The 17,034-nt window shown below is 35.7% G+C and carries 18 protein-coding genes and 1 pseudogene; 13 read left to right on the forward strand and 6 right to left on the reverse strand.

The window, feature by feature from the left end:
• Positions 1-8: 8 nt before the first annotated feature.
• Positions 9-374 (reverse strand): ribosome silencing factor, encoded by a 366-nt coding sequence (gene rsfS, locus KBP46_RS13610; RefSeq protein ID WP_047097448.1) that lies wholly within the window; start codon positions 372-374, stop codon positions 9-11.
• A gap of 87 nt (positions 375-461) precedes the next feature.
• Here rsfS and KBP46_RS13615 point away from each other — a divergent pair, with 87 nt between their 5' ends.
• Positions 462-1,175, forward strand: a complete 714-nt coding sequence (locus tag KBP46_RS13615; RefSeq protein ID WP_216443477.1) for a biotin--[acetyl-CoA-carboxylase] ligase — start codon at positions 462-464, stop codon at positions 1,173-1,175.
• Here KBP46_RS13615 and KBP46_RS13620 read toward each other — a convergent pair.
• From KBP46_RS13620 to KBP46_RS13635, 4 genes are all read right to left on the reverse strand, one after another.
• Complete coding sequence (locus tag KBP46_RS13620) at positions 1,169-2,281, reverse strand: LptF/LptG family permease (RefSeq protein ID WP_034691587.1); 1,113 nt, start codon at positions 2,279-2,281, stop codon at positions 1,169-1,171. The genes KBP46_RS13615 and KBP46_RS13620 overlap by 7 nt on opposite strands.
• 6 nt (positions 2,282-2,287) lie before the next feature.
• Positions 2,288-3,418 carry a tRNA guanosine(34) transglycosylase Tgt gene (tgt, locus tag KBP46_RS13625; RefSeq protein ID WP_047427159.1) on the reverse strand — a complete coding sequence of 377 codons (1,131 nt, stop codon included), beginning with the start codon at positions 3,416-3,418 and terminating at the stop codon, positions 2,288-2,290.
• Between the two features lie 66 nt (positions 3,419-3,484).
• The gene (locus KBP46_RS13630) at positions 3,485-3,853 is read right to left on the reverse strand and encodes a DUF4296 domain-containing protein (RefSeq protein ID WP_228432339.1); all 369 of its coding nucleotides are present in this window, start codon (positions 3,851-3,853) and stop codon (positions 3,485-3,487) included.
• Positions 3,854-3,858: 5 nt separating this feature from the next.
• Positions 3,859-4,575, reverse strand: a complete 717-nt coding sequence (locus tag KBP46_RS13635) for a polyprenol monophosphomannose synthase (RefSeq protein ID WP_034691591.1) — start codon at positions 4,573-4,575, stop codon at positions 3,859-3,861.
• 243 nt (positions 4,576-4,818) lie between these two features.
• On the opposite strand from KBP46_RS13635, the gene KBP46_RS13640 reads away from it, so the two are divergent.
• The 5 genes from KBP46_RS13640 to KBP46_RS13660 all read left to right on the forward strand — a co-directional run bounded on the left by KBP46_RS13640 (position 4,819) and on the right by KBP46_RS13660 (position 9,207).
• The gene (locus KBP46_RS13640) at positions 4,819-5,487 is read left to right on the forward strand and encodes a DUF4271 domain-containing protein (RefSeq protein ID WP_051934165.1); all 669 of its coding nucleotides are present in this window, start codon (positions 4,819-4,821) and stop codon (positions 5,485-5,487) included.
• Between the two features lie 12 nt (positions 5,488-5,499).
• Entirely contained in the window at positions 5,500-6,240 is a 741-nt protein-coding gene (locus tag KBP46_RS13645) for a uroporphyrinogen-III synthase (protein ID WP_034691594.1), read from the forward strand.
• Between the two features lie 171 nt (positions 6,241-6,411).
• Positions 6,412-8,457 (forward strand): S9 family peptidase, encoded by a 2,046-nt coding sequence (locus tag KBP46_RS13650; protein WP_216443478.1) that lies wholly within the window; start codon positions 6,412-6,414, stop codon positions 8,455-8,457.
• 7 nt (positions 8,458-8,464) lie between these two features.
• Entirely contained in the window at positions 8,465-8,827 is a 363-nt protein-coding gene (locus tag KBP46_RS13655; RefSeq protein WP_228432341.1) for a four helix bundle protein, read from the forward strand.
• Between the two features lie 41 nt (positions 8,828-8,868).
• The gene (locus KBP46_RS13660; protein ID WP_120232485.1) at positions 8,869-9,207 is read left to right on the forward strand and encodes a hypothetical protein; all 339 of its coding nucleotides are present in this window, start codon (positions 8,869-8,871) and stop codon (positions 9,205-9,207) included.
• 103 nt (positions 9,208-9,310) lie between these two features.
• Here KBP46_RS13660 and KBP46_RS13665 read toward each other — a convergent pair whose 3' ends face one another.
• Entirely contained in the window at positions 9,311-9,802 is a 492-nt protein-coding gene (locus KBP46_RS13665; RefSeq protein ID WP_216443479.1) for an SRPBCC domain-containing protein, read from the reverse strand.
• Between the two features lie 200 nt (positions 9,803-10,002).
• Here KBP46_RS13665 and KBP46_RS13670 point away from each other — a divergent pair.
• The 7 genes and pseudogenes from KBP46_RS13670 to KBP46_RS13695 all read left to right on the forward strand — a co-directional run bounded on the left by KBP46_RS13670 (position 10,003) and on the right by KBP46_RS13695 (position 17,020).
• Positions 10,003-11,540 (forward strand): annotated as a pseudogene (locus KBP46_RS13670) (sensor histidine kinase).
• Between the two features lie 167 nt (positions 11,541-11,707).
• Positions 11,708-12,394 (forward strand): response regulator transcription factor, encoded by a 687-nt coding sequence (locus KBP46_RS13675; RefSeq protein WP_002982671.1) that lies wholly within the window; start codon positions 11,708-11,710, stop codon positions 12,392-12,394.
• Positions 12,395-12,472: 78 nt separating this feature from the next.
• Positions 12,473-13,117 carry a hypothetical protein gene (locus tag KBP46_RS13680; RefSeq protein ID WP_253297044.1) on the forward strand — a complete coding sequence of 215 codons (645 nt, stop codon included), beginning with the start codon at positions 12,473-12,475 and terminating at the stop codon, positions 13,115-13,117.
• Positions 13,118-13,850: 733 nt separating this feature from the next.
• Positions 13,851-14,363 (forward strand): cysteine peptidase family C39 domain-containing protein, encoded by a 513-nt coding sequence (locus KBP46_RS13685; protein WP_216443481.1) that lies wholly within the window; start codon positions 13,851-13,853, stop codon positions 14,361-14,363.
• Positions 14,364-14,419: 56 nt separating this feature from the next.
• Positions 14,420-15,502, forward strand: a complete 1,083-nt coding sequence (locus KBP46_RS13690; RefSeq protein WP_216443482.1) for a vitamin K epoxide reductase family protein — start codon at positions 14,420-14,422, stop codon at positions 15,500-15,502.
• A 226-nt stretch (positions 15,503-15,728) separates the two neighbouring features.
• Positions 15,729-15,854: a hypothetical protein gene (locus tag KBP46_RS24045; protein WP_301285795.1), complete on the forward strand. Its 126-nt coding sequence runs from the start codon at positions 15,729-15,731 to the stop codon at positions 15,852-15,854.
• Positions 15,855-15,913: 59 nt separating this feature from the next.
• Positions 15,914-17,020: a TlpA disulfide reductase family protein gene (locus KBP46_RS13695; RefSeq protein WP_216443483.1), complete on the forward strand. Its 1,107-nt coding sequence runs from the start codon at positions 15,914-15,916 to the stop codon at positions 17,018-17,020.
• The last annotated feature ends 14 nt before the right edge of the window (positions 17,021-17,034 follow it).

Consider the following 17,034-nt stretch of genomic DNA (forward strand, 5'->3'; position numbering starts at 1 on the left):
AATTTTTATTATTCATTTTCAATTCTGGTAATGACTGCGTCACCCCAAAGCTCTTCTATATCGTAGTACTCACGTACCTGTTTCTGGAATATATGAACCACCACTGAAACGTAATCCACCAATACCCACATCGCATTCTCAGTACCTTCTACGTGCCAAGGTCTGTCCTGCAGTTCGTTTCTTACTTTCTTCTCTACACTTCCTGCCAATGCAGCTACCTGTGTATTTGAGTTTCCACTACATATCACGAACGTTTCTGCTACGGAGTTTTCGATGTTTGAAAGATCGAAGATCATAATGTCTTCTCCTTTTACATCCTGGATAGCTTCAACGATTTTATCTATTAACGCTTGTTTTTCTGCTGTTTTATTCATTAAAAAAATACTATAATCTGCAAATTTATTGTTTTTTCTTTACTTTAACCTTACTTTTACCCTCTTAATCTCTTAAAGTTTTCTTAAATGAGCCAACTCTTCTACCTGAAAGAATGTTCTTCTACTAATGACGAAATATCAAAGTTTTTACTTTACGGAGATTCAAATTTTATAGGGCTTCATACTTTTAATCAAACTAAAGGCCGTGGTCAGTATGGAAATATCTGGACTCAGACCGCCGGAAAAAATCTGGCTTATACGCTGGCAGTGAATACTCAGAACATCCTGTGCTCCGACTTTATGTTCAATTATTATACCGCAATGGTGATCCGGGATTTCATTGCCAAATTGTCTGACTCTGAGGTAAAAATCAAATGGCCGAATGATATTATCCTTAAAGGTAAAAAAATCGTTGGAATTTTAATAGAAAAGAAAAAAATTAATCAAAATAATTATTTCATTATCGGAGCCGGGATCAATATTCTTCAGGAAAGTTTTGATGAAATATCCAATGCAGGATCACTTCTGACGCAGACAGGGATCCGATTTGATCTGGAAGAACTTGCATTCAACCTTCATGAATATTTGTCTGAAAGGCTTAAAAGCATACCTTCAGATCAGGAAATTCTGGATGGATTTAATAAAAATCTTTTCAGAAAGGATCAGATCTCAGTTTTTGAAATTGAAAAAGAGCGACAAAATGGCATCATCCGACATGCAGACGAAAAAGGTGAACTCTGGATCGAACTGGAAGACGGAATGCATTCCTTTTATCACAAAGAAGTAAAATTACTTTACTGATTAGCTCTCTTGATATACAAATAAAGGGTAAGCGGCAAAAACACCATATTAGGCAGCCACATGGCTACAGCCGGAGACAAACTTTTATTTTCCGAAACCACTTTTAAGGCTTCGAATGAAAACACGAAAATGAAGGCCAATGAAATCCCGATGGCTAGATTGACTCCTAATCCTCCTCTTTTCTTCTGTGATGACAGGGAAAGCGCCAGAAATGTCAGAATAATGATTGAAACAGGCATGGAAGTTCTCTGGTGAAGTTCATTCAGATAAGAGTTCAGGTTACTGTTTCCTCTTTCTTTTTCTCTTTCAATGAATTTCAAAAGTTCGGGAGTGGTTTTATTTTGTCCCAAAAGCTCATTCGGGAAAAGTTCTTCCGGAGAATGCCCGTAATTTTTTCTTAATTCTATTCCGTTTCCGAGTTTTTCGGTATTGTCTTTATTGATTGTTTTTTCCAGATAGTTATTTAAGACAAACTGTTTTTTGGCTTTATCCCAATACACTTCACTTGCCTTCAGCTCGTAGGTCATTTTTCTGTCTTTATCATATTTCTGATAGACAAAACTCGACCCTCTTTTTTCTCTTTTATTCCAAGAATCAACGAAAATATATTCCGTCTTACTCAGCTGTGAAGAAGCAGGAGCGGTTCCTAAAATCTTTTCTTTATTGGCTGCATTATAAGTATAGGCTTCCAGCTCATTTTTCTTGATATTGGCCCATGGCAGCACCATATGGTACACTACAAGGGCGATCAATCCAATAAAAATGGAAGTAACCAGATAGGGCTTGGAAAACCTGTGAAAACTGGCTCCACTACTGATAATAGCAACAATTTCAGTATTATTTGCCATTCTGGAGGTAAAATAGATCACCGAAATAAATACCAGAATGGAAAGGAAAGTCACCACAAGATTGATGATCCAGAAAGGATAAAAATGGATAAGAAAATAGGTCAGATCCAGTTTCGGATCAATGGCCTTGGCATTTTCTATCCTTGGAATCTTTTGCTGAACATCGATTACCAATACGACTATAGACAATAATACCAACATGAAACTGAAAGTTCCAAGGTATTTTTTAATGATATATCTGTCTACAATTTTAAGCATATTCTCTTACAGTCTTTGTCTAAGAACCGGTACTACAGAGTTTTTCCATTCATAGAAATCACCTGCCATAATATGTTCTCTGGCTACTTTTACTAAATCAAGGTAGAATGCCAGATTATGAATCGAAGCAATCTGTTTTGCCAGATATTCTTTAGATACAAACAAGTGACGAAGATACGCTTTTGAATATTCACGATCTACAAAACTGGTCCCAAATTCATCCAAAGGCGAAAAATCGCGTTTCCATTTTTCATTTTTAAGGTTCATCACCCCTTGCCATGTGAAAAGCATTGCATTTCTTGCATTTCTCGTTGGCATCACACAATCCATCATATCAATTCCCAACCCGATCGATTCAAGGATATTCCACGGAGTTCCTACTCCCATCAGGTATCTTGGTTTCTCTTTTGGAAGGATATCTGTTACTTCGTCAGTGATTCTGTACATTTCTTCTTCAGGCTCTCCGACCGAAAGTCCTCCGATAGCATTTCCTTCTGCTCCTGCTTCAGAAATTACTTCTGCAGAAATTTTTCGAAGGTCAGAATAAGTAGATCCCTGAACAATCGGGAAAAGTCTTTGTTTATGTCCGTATAATTCAGGATTATCGTTAGTCCAGTCAATACATCTTTTCAGCCAACGGTGGGTAAGCTCCATCGATGATTTCGCCTGGTTGTAATCACAAGGGTAAGGTGTACATTCATCAAAAGCCATGAAAATGTCAGCTCCGATCTGTCTTTGAATCTCCATTGATCTTTCCGGAGAGAACATATGATAACTTCCGTCGATGTGAGATTTGAATCTCGCACCTTCTTCTGTCATTTTTCTGTTACTTGCCAGTGAAAATACCTGAAAACCTCCTGAATCGGTAAGAATAGGAAGATCCCAGTTCATGAATTTGTGTAAACCACCTGCATCCTGCATCGTTTCCATGCCCGGACGAAGGTATAGGTGATAAGTATTTCCCAGAATAATCTGAGCTTTAATGTCTTCTTTTAATTCTCTCTGATGAACTGTCTTTACACTTGCTACAGTTCCCACAGGCATAAAAATAGGAGTTTGAATCTTCCCGTGATCTGTGGTAATTTCCCCTGCTCTTGCTTTTCCTTCAGAGGTTTTTTCTATATTAAAAAATTTCATCTCTATACTTTTTTAAATGCACTGTTTTGACCAGTGATTTTGTGTGACAGAAACTTCCAGCCTTATTTACCTTACTACAGGCATTACAGGACCATTCTGTTTCAGTCTTTCCTTTACATATTTATCTGCTTTGGGATCTTTTTTCAGCAATATTTCCTGCGCATCACTGGTAATCCCATCCATTTCTTCTTTAATCACATAGTATTTGAAACTATCTACAAAATCATCAGGCTTTACCTTATGTGATTTCAAAACAGCTCTGGTTCCTGCTTCCATATTTTTGTCAGGATATACAAAAATAGCCTGATCGTTGATGGCAAGATCGGCAATGATTTCAGCCATCAAACCTTTATCGACCAGATTTTTGGGCTTATCAATATAATCGCTGCACGAAAACAAGCCCAACAAAACGAAAATAAAGATTAACTTTTTCATCAGTTTCATAATCTGTTGATGATTGATTTCCATTTTAAATTCAATACCCCGAAAACTGCTTCATGGATAATTCCACCATTCATTTTGCTTTCTCCTAAAATTCTGTTGGTAAATATAATAGGAACTTCTACAATTCTGAAACCTTTTTTAAATGCTCTGAATTTCATTTCAATCTGAAATCCATATCCCTTCAGTTTCACATTATCCAATCCTATTTCTTCCAATACTTTTCTTGAAAAGCAGACAAATCCCGCTGTCGTATCATGAATTGGAAGGCCTAATACAAACCTTACATATTTGGATGCAAAATAAGAAAGCAGCACTCTTCCCATAGGCCAGTTCACTACATTCACTCCTTTTGAGTAACGGGAACCGATCGCCATATCTGCATTTTTACATGCTTCAAAAAGCTTCGGCAGATCATTAGGATTGTGGGAAAAATCGGCATCCATCTCAAAAATATAATCGTATTTATTTTCGATGGCCCATTTAAACCCGTGGATATATGCCTTTCCCAATCCGTCTTTTACATGCCTTATGGACAGGTGCAGATAATGCGGATGTTTCTTTTGCAGTTCTTTTACAATTTCTGCAGTTCCGTCAGGAGAAGAATCATCTACTACTAAGATATGAAAGTCATCCTCCAATGCAAAAACTGCGGAAATAATATTTTCAATATTTTCCTTTTCGTTATAGGTCGGGATGATGACGAGTTTTTTCATTTCAGTTTGCAAAGATAGTTTATTTAACCTTTTTATTTTATACAAAATAATCTATAATTTTGCAAAAATATTTCTCGGGGATTAAGCGGATGAAACAGAAACTTTTATTCAACAGATCTGAACAATACGTAAAATCGATGAGAGCAAATATTTTAACTGCAGGTTCATGGACCTGGTGACAGGAAAACCTGTGCCGGACTGTGTCATCCTGAAGTTAAATAATAAATAAAAAAAACTTAAATTTTGCCATCATCACAACACTTCATCAATCATGTAAGAATACCTGAAAATAATGATTGGGTAATCTTTATCCTTGTGGGCTGTATATTTTTATATGTTTTTATGATGAACGTCATAGAAAGGGATGCCAGTCTCAAAGATTTTCTGCTTCAGAAATATTTTGATGCAAGCAACAACCTTCCCAGCTGGATTATCACGTCCTGTGTAACGACACTTACCCTGTCTGTATTAATTTCACAGTACGTTCCTATAGTACCGAAATATATTGCAGATCTTCAGCTTCTGGGATATCAGCTTAATAAATTTGGATATACATTGCTGGCGGTGCTGCTTTTTTATTTAACAAAATCAACATTAGGATTTCTATTTTACCAAAGTATAGGGGACGGAAAAAAATGGACTATTTTCTATTTTACCTCCACAAAATTTTATTTCATTCTTTCATTTTTGCTAATAATTCTTTGTGTAGCCCATTATTACTTCCCGATAGACAGAAATAAAATGTTTTTATATTATTTCTGCTTCTTCGCTTTTGTATTCATTTTCAAAGTCTTTTTCTATTTATTTCACAAGAACAAGATTCTTCCCGAGAAATGGTATTATAAATTTTTGTATATTTGCACCCTCCAAATCGCACCATTATTATTGCTTTGGAAGTTGTTATTTTTTTAATAAAAGTCAATGATGAGAATAAAGTCTATATTGGTTTCTCAACCAGCGCCTAGTGAGTCTTCTCCATATTTGGATATAGCGAAGAAGGAAAAAATAAAGATTGATTTCCGTCCATTTATCCACGTCGAAGGGGTTGACAATAAAGAGCTCAGAACACAGAAAATAGATCTGACGCAGTATACCGGTATTATTTTTACCAGTAAAAATGCGATTGACCATTACTTCAGACTCGCGGAGGAATTGCGTTTTGCTGTTCCGGATACAATGAGATACATCTGCCAGTCGGAAGCAATTGCCAACTACCTTCAAAAGCATATTGTGTACAGAAAAAGAAAAATCAGCTTTGGGGAGAAAAACTTCTCAGATCTGCTTCCTCTTTTCAAAAAATTCCCAACTGAAAAATATCTGTTGCCATCTTCAGATGTTTTGAGTCCGGATATTGTAAAAACCATGGATGCATCTAATGTAGACTGGACAAGAGCAATTATGTACCGTACCGTATGCAGCGACCTTACAGATATCAATGTCAAAGATTATGACATGCTGATTTTCTTCAGTCCGCAGGGAATAAAATCGCTACAACAAAATTTCCCTGACTTCAAGCAAGATGAAACAAAGATCGGAGTTTTTGGAAACACGACTTTGGCAGCTGCAGAAGAAGCAGGATTAAAAGTAGATTTAATGGCACCTACGAAGGAAACTCCTTCTATGACAATGGCCCTTGAAAAGTATATTAAAGCACTTCACAAATAGTCTTTAATTATAAAAATACAATGAACCATCTTTTCAATAAAGGAAAGATGGTTTTTTTTTACCTAAATTTGAACAAAAATTAATATTGAAAGGATTTCTGCTTAAATTACTTACTTTCAGAAGAAAAAAGTATAAGAACATTCTATTCAATAAAAAAATAAAATACCCCGGATGAAAGCTCCACAGGCAAAAAAAATTGAAAAAATACTAGAAACCCACGGCGATATAAGAACCGATAATTACTTTTGGCTGAACGAAAGGGAAAACCCTGAAGTGATCAAATACATTGAGGAAGAAAATGCCTACGAAGAATTCATCATGAAAGATACGGAAGCCCTTCAGGAAGAGCTTTTCGAAGAGATGAAAGCCCGCTACAAAAAGGACGATGAGTCTCTTCCTTATTTCTTTAATGAGTACTGGTATATTGTACGTTATGAAGAAGGCAAAGAATATCCTATCTTCTGCAGAAAATATAAAAGCCTTGAGAATGATGAGGAAATTGTACTCGACGTTAATATTCTGGCAGAAGGTAAAGAGTTTTTTGAAGTAGGAAGTGTTGCCGTAAGCCCCAGCAACGAACTGACTTCTTTTTCTTCCGATGATGTAGGAAGAAGAATTTATACACTAAATTTTAAAAACTTAAAAACCGGAGAAATCCTGCCGGACACTATTCCTAATACGACAGGAAAAGCTGTTTGGGCAAATGATAACCAACATATATTTTACATCAGAAAAGATAAAAGTCTTCGTGCATTTCAGGTGTACAGACACAAGCTGGGAACAGATTCAGCGGAAGATGTACTGATCTTCCATGAAGAAGATGAGACTTTTGATGTCAATGTATTTAAGACAAAATCATTAGAGTATATTTTCATTGCAAGCTCAAGCACTATTTCTGATGAACATCGTTTTATTCCTTCTGACAATGTATTTGCAGAATGGACTGTGATCCAGCCAAGGATAGATGACCTTGAATATTCAGTAGAGCATTATGAAGACGAATTTTATATCATTACCAATGCCGATGATGCCATCAATTTCAAGATTGTAAAGGCAAAGATTGATAGCTGCAGCATGGAAAACTGGGTGGATGTGATTCCGCACCGTGCAGAAGTTTTACTGGAAGGTTTTGAGATCTTTAAAGATTATCTGGTTCTCGAGGAAAGAGAAAGAGGATTGCTTCAGATCAAAATCATTGACGAGAAAACACAGGAATCTTACTACTTACCTTTCTCAGATCCTACTTATACAGCTTATATCGGGATCAATCTGGAATTTGATACGGAAATTTTACGCTATGGATATACTTCCCTTACACAGCCTAGTTCCACGTATGAGTACAACATGAAGGAAAAGACGACAAAACTTCTGAAACAACAGGAAGTTTTGGGTGGAAAGTTTGCTCCTGAAAATTATATTTCGGAGAGAATCTGGGCAGATTCAAGAGATGGAAAGACAAAAGTTCCTATTTCCCTGGTTTATCATAAAGACACTAAGAAATCACCTGACACTCCCCTTCTTTTATATGGATATGGAAGCTACGGACATACTGTTGATGCCAGCTTTTCCAATGTAAGATTGTCTTTGCTGGATAGAGGATTTATTTATGCTATTGCTCACATCCGTGGTGGAGAATATCTGGGAAGAGAATGGTATGAAGACGGAAAGATGTTGTTTAAGAAAAATACATTCTTTGATTTTATTGACGCAGGAAAATACCTGATCAGAGAAAATTATACTTCATCCAAACATATGTATGCCATGGGAGGAAGTGCCGGCGGATTGCTGGTAGGCGCTGTGGTAAATTATGAACCTCAGTTATTCAACGGAATTGTGGCACAGGTACCTTTTGTAGATGTTGTTACAACAATGCTGGATGATACAATTCCTTTGACAACCGGAGAATATGATGAGTGGGGAAATCCTAATGATAAGGAATACTATCATTATATGAAAGACTATTCTCCTTATGATAATGTAGAAGCGAAAGATTATCCGCATATGCTGATCACGACAGGATTTCATGATTCTCAGGTACAGTATTGGGAACCTGCAAAATGGACGGCAAAACTGAGAGAATTAAAAACAGATAATAATATTTTAGTCTTCAAAACCGACATGAGCTCCGGACACGGAGGGGCAAGCGGAAGATTTGAATCTCTGAAAGAAGATGCATTAGAATATGCATTCCTGTTGAAAATAAATGATAATTCATAAATGATAAATGATGGATAGCCCGGATTATAATACAATTTTTGCTCTTAAAACAAAGCAGCTAGCCATCATGATCATTAAAGAATTTTCTAAACTTCCACCTAATGAAGCCTTTTCTGTGATCAGAAAACAAATATTCCGGTCTTCTACTTCTATGGCTGCTAATTATAGAGCTATGTGCAGAGCAAGATCAAAAGCTGAGCGGTTTTCTAAAATATCTATCGTGATTGAAGAAACTGATGAAACTTTGTTTTGGCTTGAAACGTTAGAGGAACTGGAATATATTCAAAAAGAAATTATAGCAGATATAAAAACAAAAACTGAAGAAATACTGAAAGTAACTTCTTCCTATAGAAAAATGCTAAAGAACTAACTTTATCATTGATCAACTATCATTTATCATTTAAATATATTATGAACGAAGCTGAATACTGGAAAAAAATAGAACAATTCTTTGAAGACAATTTCCAGACTGAAAAGAACCCACCCATTGAAACCCTTTTATTTCTGATAGGATTACAGGAGTTGGGAAGCGGCCAGCAAAAATATACAAAAGAAGACAAGGTAAACCTGATTCATATTGCAGTCTGCAGATTGCTCGAGCCTTTTGGATATTATAAATTTACCCACTATGAAGACGGATGGCCCCACTTTGAAACTGTGGAAGAACTTCCGGAACTCAAACCTAATGAGCAGACTTTGCTTATGAAAAAGGCGATTATCCAGTACTTTCAGGAAGAAGAGCTTTTGTAAAGGCTGGAGTCTTGAAAAATAAAGCAGGAAGTTAATTCCTGTTGATAAATAAAAAGAGGGTTTTCCAATGGAAAATCCTCTTTTATAATTTTTATATTCACATTTATCCAATCAATTCTTCCAGTTGATTCAGTCCCATTTTAAATCCTTCTTCAAATCCCATATCCATAAGCTTTTTCATCACTTCAGGAGAATGGTAATGGATATTGATTGTTACTTTAGTTCCTTCCTCCACTCCGGTAAAGCCAATCAGCCATTTTGACCTTGGGAAGTCTTCATTGACATTGCCTTTTTCATCACAGAAAGCACTCAACCAGTCAAGACTTCTGTGTTCTGTAATTTCTCCATATTGAGTCTGAGAATACATAGGCCCTTTTTCTCCGTTTGGTCCTACCATCGTATACATCCAGATCCCTCCTTCTTTGAAATCCTGACTTACCGTTTCACATTTCCACGGTTTAGGTCCCCACCATTGATCCAGTAATTCGGCTTCTGTAAAATACTTCCACACTGTTGAAACATCAGCCTTATAAATCTTCATGACATAAGTGCTGGAAGCATCAAAATCTTTGTTGAAAATGATATTAGATTCCATAAATATTTATTTTTAATAAAGTTAACACTTTATTTATTGAAAGGGACTTTTCATATGACAACTAAAAGATAATTCATAAATAATTGTTAAAAAACACTCTTTTAAGAAAAAAAAACAATTTTTTGGCTCGTTTTTTGTTTAGGTACTCTTAAAACAATTAATTTTAACATTCATTTTTCCAAAACCTATATAATTAAATAATGAATAACAAATTCATCCCAATAATTTCAGTGTTTATGACAATCTCACTGATTGTCTTTGTGACGCTCCAATTTTATTGGTTGAAAGGCTATTACGGCGTACTGGAACAGGATTTTTCAAATAAAGTGTATGCGGTTTTGGAAAGTACTTCAAAAAGTATTGAAGAGATTGAAGCTGACAAATACCTGAATCAGGATTATAAAGATTTCAGAAAAAACATTCTTGCGAATAGCAAACAGCCGTCTTTAACTACCATTCAGCAAGTAGAAGACTCCGGTACTCAAAGACAGATTATTTATTCCAAAAATATCATTGAAAAAACGCAGCTGCCTATTTCTCAAAAAGGAGATTCTATCAAGCTGACTACATTGTATACAGACGAAGCTGCTTATAAAATAAAAAGAGATACCACCAATCGCGAACTTTTAACGCAAGATATCAATCAGGAGATTGAGACGGGAGATTATTCCATGAAAGAGTTTGTGAAAGTATATGGAAACAACCTTCCTATTACTAAAAGAGTAGATCCGAAAACACTTGACTCCGTTATTGCCAAAGAACTGAAAATAAGAGGTATCACTGCCAAGTTCGGATATGGAGTTCTGGATCGTAATAATAAGCTTACAAGCATTGCCAATAAGGCTTATAAAGAAAAGAAGGACAGTAATACCTACAGCTTTCCTCTTTTTGCGGATAAGAAAATACATTATACAGCCTTGCCCTGGTATTTCCTAAAAAAGAATATTCCCTGGCGATGAATAACTGGCCGATGCTTTTGGGAACATTCCTTTCTCTCCTTACCATTCTTGGGATTTATATTATTTCCATCAATTATATGATGAGGCAGAAAAAACTTGCTGAAGTGAAAACAGACTTCATCAACAACATGTCTCACGAGTTTAAGACACCATTGGCAACCATTTCTGTAGCCACGGATTCTTTGGCTAATGACAAAATTGCCACCAATCCGGATAAGGTAAAATACTATTCCGAACTGATCAAGCAGGAGAACTTAAGGATGAAAAAGCAGGTGGAAAATGTACTTAACATGTCCAAGCTTGAGCGAAATGAAGTGGAATTATTTTTAAAAGAGACCAACGTAAGAGAGCTGATCAAAAAAACTACAGAATCTTTCAACCTGATTGTACAACAAAGGAATGGAACCCTTACGCAGAAGTTTACGGCCACTCAGTATAATTTTAAAATAGATGAATTCCACATCTCCAATATGCTGGTCAACTTACTGGATAATGCCAATAAATATTCTCCTGAAGCACCGGAAATACATGTAGAAACAAGAAATGAAGGACACTGGTATGTAATTGAAATTTCCGATAAAGGAATGGGGATGGATACGCAGAATAAAACCAAAATTTTCGAAAAATTCTTTAGAGAAGAAACCGGAAATATTCACAACGTAAAAGGCCAGGGATTAGGTCTTTCTTACGTGAAGAAAATTGTAGAACTGCACAAAGGACAGATTATCGTAGAATCTCATAAAGGAAAAGGAAGTACCTTCACGATAAACTACCGATGAGCTAGAAAAATAAGTGATAGATGATAATCGATAAATGATAAAACTTCTCCATCACATCAATTATCAATGATCATTCATCAATTATAAAAAGTGTAACCAAATATCAAAATATAGAAGATAGAGTGAGGAAGTTCATTCTTAATTGTTAATTTTTAATTATTAAAATTATGAGCAACAGAATATTATTAGTAGAGGACGATCAGAGTTTCGGGGCGGTGCTTAAAGATTATTTGACCATCAATAATTTTGAAGTAACTCTTGCCACTGACGGGGAGCAGGGACTTAAAGAATTTACGGAAAATGAATTCGATATCTGCATATTTGACGTAATGATGCCTAAAAAAGACGGATTTTCATTAGCGGAAGACGTAAAAAAGATTGATAAAAATACACCGATCATTTTCCTTACTGCAAGAAACATGAGAGAAGATATCCTGAAGGGATATCAGTTAGGTGCTGATGATTATATTACAAAACCTTTTGATACTGAGCTTCTATTATACAAAATAAAAGCAATTCTTCAGAGAAGTTCTACCCTGGAAAATGAAGAACAGGAGCAGTTCAAGATCAGCAATATATTCTTTGATTCTATGCTGAGACAGCTGAAAGTAGGTGATAAAGAATACAAACTTTCGCCTAAAGAAAATGAATTATTAAAACTTCTTTGCATCCACAGAAATGATTTCATGCCGAGAGACCTTGCTTTAAGAAAGATCTGGAAAAAGGAAAATTACTTTACAGCAAGAAGTATGGACGTTTATATTGCCAAGCTTCGTAAGTTATTAAAAGACGACGAAGGATTAGAAATCATCAACGTTCACGGAGAAGGATTTAGACTTTTGGTAAAAAATTAATCCAAAAATCAAATTATAAGTATAAAATTAGCAAAACAATTGAAAATGTTTTGCTAATTTTGTTTCATACCCATGGATATGAAGAATACATTTATAGGTTTGATCGCCGTATCAATCTTAGCTGCATCCTGTAAAAAGGATGAGAGAGCTACTTACTTAAAAGAAGAAGCCAACGCTGGCCAGCCCAACGTAGCCCTAAATACAACCTCAAAAACCGCTCTGATGGAACAGGCAGGCATCCAGTCTAACGTTGCTCCTGCTCCTATGGCTACCGTTCCGGGAATGAATCCTCCACACGGACAACCTGGACACCGATGCGATATTCCGGTAGGACAACCTTTAAATGGTCAACCTGCTGCAGCTACTCCAGCTACGCAAAATGTAAACGTGAACGGAGGCAATACCATCCAGATTGATCCGAATGCTCTCTCACCAGGGAAAATTTCCCTTGATAACAATGGAAAACAGGTAAAAACCGCTCCAGGAATGAATCCTCCCCACGGGCAGCCTGGACACCGATGTGATATTCCGGTAGGCCAGCCATTAAACAGTAAGCCCGCACCCACACCACAGCCAGCACAAAATGTAGTTCAGCCTTCTCCAAGTCCGGCTCCTGCACCTGCTGCACAGAATCTGGCGATGGGTGAAAAACCAAAACTGAATCCGGCACACGGAGAACCTTGGCACAGCTGTTCTCTAAAAGTTGGTGATCCTTTGCCATAAATTTTTGCTTTCACAACCCCCTTCGGCAATAAAAGATAAAAGCAAACTATGAAATATCAGGCTCAATAGTCAAAAATTAGTTGTAAAATTCTTTGCAGAGCCAATCATTAATGATGTTATATAAAGTTTATTGAACTTTGGTTTCAATAAACTTTTTTATGACTGAAAAATTCAAAAAAAAGAATCGTTGTTGGAATTGTAGAAGTGCGGATTTAATTGTCTGGTAGTTTTAAGGGACACTATTTCTAAACAAACTCAACTTTGCAGAATTACAGACGTGGGGCATTCTGAAGAGATGAAAGAGGATTTGGAGAATATCCTGAATTCAGAAATAAAAATCGTAGAGACTATGCAAAACATTACTCAAAGCCATCCGTAAAATCTGTACAAAAGTCCCTGTTCAGAGGTATCTGGCTCATCTTTAGAGAATGTATAAACTATAACATTCTTCCTATCCGAAATCGGATGTAGATTTCTCGTCTGGTCAAATTGCCTGTACCCTTCATCATTGATAAATGAATCTAAAAAAAAAATACTGCAATTGTATTAAAGAGTTTTTGGACCGGTTTGAAAGCATAAAAATTTTTAACCAAAAACAATAAAATAACGAATCCATAAATCATTGTATATCAACAACTAGAATAAATAAACACAAAGTTTCATAATTTTCAATATCTTATATCACATTACTTGGAAATATTAAATATTTTTTTACATTTACAAAAAACAAATGATGATGAGATTTATCACTAAATTAAGACAAAGTGAAGAAAATCTGTATACAGTCTGCAATATTTTATTACAGTTATTACAGATTAAAGTAACTTCTAAGTCTTTAAAAAAATCCGTTGATCAGCATATCTATTTTCCCAGCCTACTCACAATAAAGGATGTACTAAAAGAATATGGGGTTGAAAGTGCAGCACTGTATCGAAATGAAAACTCCTTTGCAGATTTTGAAACACCTTATATTGCCTCTATCCAGAAACCTGAATGGGGAAACCGTTATTTTACAATTATCCGGAATGCACAGAACAATCTTATCGAATTTTATGATCCAGTGAATCTGAACTGGAAAACCGAAAAAACAGAAGCATTTCAACAGTGGGATAAAAACATCATTCTACTTATTGAAAAACAAGACATTAATGGTGAAAAAGACTATATAAATAAGAGAAAAGAAGAGCGAAAAGAATATCTTGTAAAAAATATTCCTGAATTTTTTTATTTTTTACAGTACTGTTAGCGATTGGATTTTTTTTAAAAAACAGTTGGCCACAGATTCCTGTTTATGAACTGCTAATGCTTGTTTTGTATGCATCAGGTATAATCCTTTCTTTTTTACTTACCTGGTACGAGGTGGACAACCAAAATCCTTTTCTGAAAGAAGTTTGTTCCGGAGGAAAAAAAATTAATTGCAATGCCGTACTTCAGGCCAAAGGCGCTAACTTTTATGGGATAGAATGGTCTATTATAGGGTTGTCTTATTTTACAAGCGGTTTATTAACTATCCTGATACTAGGTTTTAATAATCCTCTCATATTACAGGTACTGGGAATTTTGTCTTTGTTCGCAACTTGCTATATTATCTATTCTCTATATTACCAATATAAAATTGTTAAAGAATGGTGTATATTATGCCTTGGGGTACAAGGCGTACTATTGGCGCAGGCAATAGCCGTATTATTTTATTTCAACAAAGACAAGAATTGGCTTACAGTAGTTGATCTAGAATATGCAATTCCTGTTGTATTACTTTTTGCTTTAGTTACGATGGGCATCATTTATATTTTTCCTTTTGTCAAAAAAGCAAAGCTTGGACGTCTGTATGAAATAAGATGGAAACATATGAAAACAAACCCCAATGTTTTTTTCGGATTACTGGCTCAACAACCTAAGATTCAGAATTACCCTGATGATATAGGCATTGTTTTGGGAAACCCTGAGGCTGAAAACGAAATTATAAAAGTATGCAATCCTTATTGTCAGCCCTGTGCAAAGGCACATCCTATTTTGGAGGATATTGTAAAAAAGAACAGGCAGGTGAAGCTCCGCATCATCTTCTCTGCAGATGATAGTGAGCAAGATATAAAGGCCAAACCGGTAAGACATTTTATGGCATTAGCCGAATTCAAATCCCCACAGGAAATACAGCATATTTTGGATGATTGGTATATTTCCAAAGAGATCGGCACGGATTACGAAACATTTGCCAATAAATATCCTTTGAATGAGGGACTTTCCAGGCAAGGGCATAAACTAAACGATATGAAAATATGGTGCGATGAAATGAAAATACAGGCAACCCCTACTTTCTTCATTAATGGATATGAAATGATGGATAGCTACTCCGTCAGCGAACTAAAAGATATTTTTATTTACTAAAAAAAATTATATAAACCTAAGCCAGCTTAGAACCGGTTTAGTAGCCTAAGGCAGCTTGGCTCAAACAGCTGCCAATATAAAAAAACAATTTTTATTATGAAAAAAATTTCTTTAAAGCATTTAGACCACAATGCAACAGAATTGCTTACCAAAGAACAATTGAAAAATGTTTTGGGAGGATACTCACCCTCTTCAAGCAGGGCATGCAAACAAGGTCCATGTACTGTTGCAGTACAAGAAAGCAGCGGCATGTGGCGAGAGTATTCTGGCAGCTGTGTTTACAAAGCCGGGAACACCAACGGAGGAACAGGTTATCCACAGGGAAGTTGCCATTGTTCCACACCTGAACTGAGCTATAATCCATATATCACATCTAATGATGGTGTAAGTAGATGTACAAACTGAGAAATAATGAACAAAGGAATAACATTCTTATGCCTGTGCTGCATAGCATTATTTTTTCTTTCCTGTTCAAAAAAAGATTCTATCAGGATTATTGGGGATCTCCCCAATCTTCCTGACGGAACAATATATTTGTTTCAGGACACGGAAGACCATATTATTGACAGTGCACAAACTAAAAAAGGAAAGTTTGAGATTAGTCACCTGTTTGATGAAAATCAATTGGGATATTTAGGGGTTTATCATAAAGACCAAAAAAAAATAACACGCTACTTTTCCTACCTTACCTATATAAAATACAGAGGCTCTGGTTCCTATGTCAGTAGGTTTATAAAAGATTCACTGATTATTATGTCAGGTGAAATAAAATATTATGACCTTCCAAAAGGTTTTGTTGTCAATGAAAATATAAAGTTAACGGATATGCCACTAAAAAAAGTAGGCAGACAGACCAAAGCTTTCTACAGCACAAGCTTGGATTTATTTAATAAAATCGATCCTGATAAAATAAAAAAACAAATCAAAAAGTACCCTTATTCGTATTACTTGTTAAATAAACTAAATGAGAATAGAAACAGATGTACACCTGCCCAGCTTGAGGAGTTCCTCCTATTATTTGATGATGAAGTGAAAAGAACTGAACCCTATGAAGAATTACTCAACTATAATGACAAAAGAGGGAAAAACAGAAAAAAGCTTTCTATTCCTTTACTAGAAAACCCACAGGCTCATAAAGCCGATATACTTGATATGAAATACAATAAACATCTTATCGTATTCTGGGCTAGCTGGTGTGGGCCATGCAGGAAAGAGATCCCATTGCTCAAAAAAGTGTATCAGACAAAAGACAAAGATACAGAATTTATCTCCATATCTATAGATGCTGATAAGACACTATGGAAAGAGGCTCTGGAAAAAGAACAAATGCCATGGAAACAGTTCGTCGTAAAAAAGGGGGAAATGGCTTATGATGATCTGGAAATATTGCTTAGATTTAATAGTGCAGTTCCTTATACAGTTTTAATTGATAATGATCTAAAAGTTTTAAAATCATCTACCGGATTATCTTCAGAAACAGAATTGATGGAATTAGCTAGACAGGGAAAAGTTAAATAAGAACATATTTTAAG

Origin of the sequence: Chryseobacterium sp. PCH239 (assembly GCF_018924625.1) — a bacterium.
GTDB lineage: Bacteria > Bacteroidota > Bacteroidia > Flavobacteriales > Weeksellaceae > Chryseobacterium > Chryseobacterium cucumeris.

Bases quoted from the DNA above. Each gene is read 5' to 3' on its own strand.
- KBP46_RS13655 (WP_228432341.1), top strand. From the start codon at position 8,465: ATGATGGATAGCCCGGATTATAATACAATTTTTGCTCTTAAAACAAAG.
- KBP46_RS13695 (WP_216443483.1), top strand. From the start codon at position 15,914: ATGAACAAAGGAATAACATTCTTATGCCTGTGCTGCATAGCATTATTT.
- KBP46_RS13650 (WP_216443478.1), top strand. From the start codon at position 6,412: ATGAAAGCTCCACAGGCAAAAAAAATTGAAAAAATACTAGAAACCCAC.
- KBP46_RS13675 (WP_002982671.1), top strand. From the start codon at position 11,708: ATGAGCAACAGAATATTATTAGTAGAGGACGATCAGAGTTTCGGGGCG.
- KBP46_RS13630 (WP_228432339.1), bottom strand. From the start codon at position 3,853: ATGAAAAAGTTAATCTTTATTTTCGTTTTGTTGGGCTTGTTTTCGTGC.
- KBP46_RS13665 (WP_216443479.1), bottom strand. From the start codon at position 9,802: ATGGAATCTAATATCATTTTCAACAAAGATTTTGATGCTTCCAGCACT.
- KBP46_RS13680 (WP_253297044.1), top strand. From the start codon at position 12,473: ATGAAGAATACATTTATAGGTTTGATCGCCGTATCAATCTTAGCTGCA.
- tgt (WP_047427159.1), bottom strand. From the start codon at position 3,418: ATGAAATTTTTTAATATAGAAAAAACCTCTGAAGGAAAAGCAAGAGCA.
- KBP46_RS13615 (WP_216443477.1), top strand. From the start codon at position 462: ATGAGCCAACTCTTCTACCTGAAAGAATGTTCTTCTACTAATGACGAA.
- KBP46_RS13660 (WP_120232485.1), top strand. From the start codon at position 8,869: ATGAACGAAGCTGAATACTGGAAAAAAATAGAACAATTCTTTGAAGAC.
- KBP46_RS13645 (WP_034691594.1), top strand. From the start codon at position 5,500: ATGAGAATAAAGTCTATATTGGTTTCTCAACCAGCGCCTAGTGAGTCT.
- KBP46_RS13635 (WP_034691591.1), bottom strand. From the start codon at position 4,575: ATGAAAAAACTCGTCATCATCCCGACCTATAACGAAAAGGAAAATATT.
- KBP46_RS13620 (WP_034691587.1), bottom strand. From the start codon at position 2,281: ATGCTTAAAATTGTAGACAGATATATCATTAAAAAATACCTTGGAACT.
- rsfS (WP_047097448.1), bottom strand. From the start codon at position 374: ATGAATAAAACAGCAGAAAAACAAGCGTTAATAGATAAAATCGTTGAA.
- KBP46_RS13685 (WP_216443481.1), top strand. From the start codon at position 13,851: ATGATGAGATTTATCACTAAATTAAGACAAAGTGAAGAAAATCTGTAT.
- KBP46_RS13690 (WP_216443482.1), top strand. From the start codon at position 14,420: ATGCTTGTTTTGTATGCATCAGGTATAATCCTTTCTTTTTTACTTACC.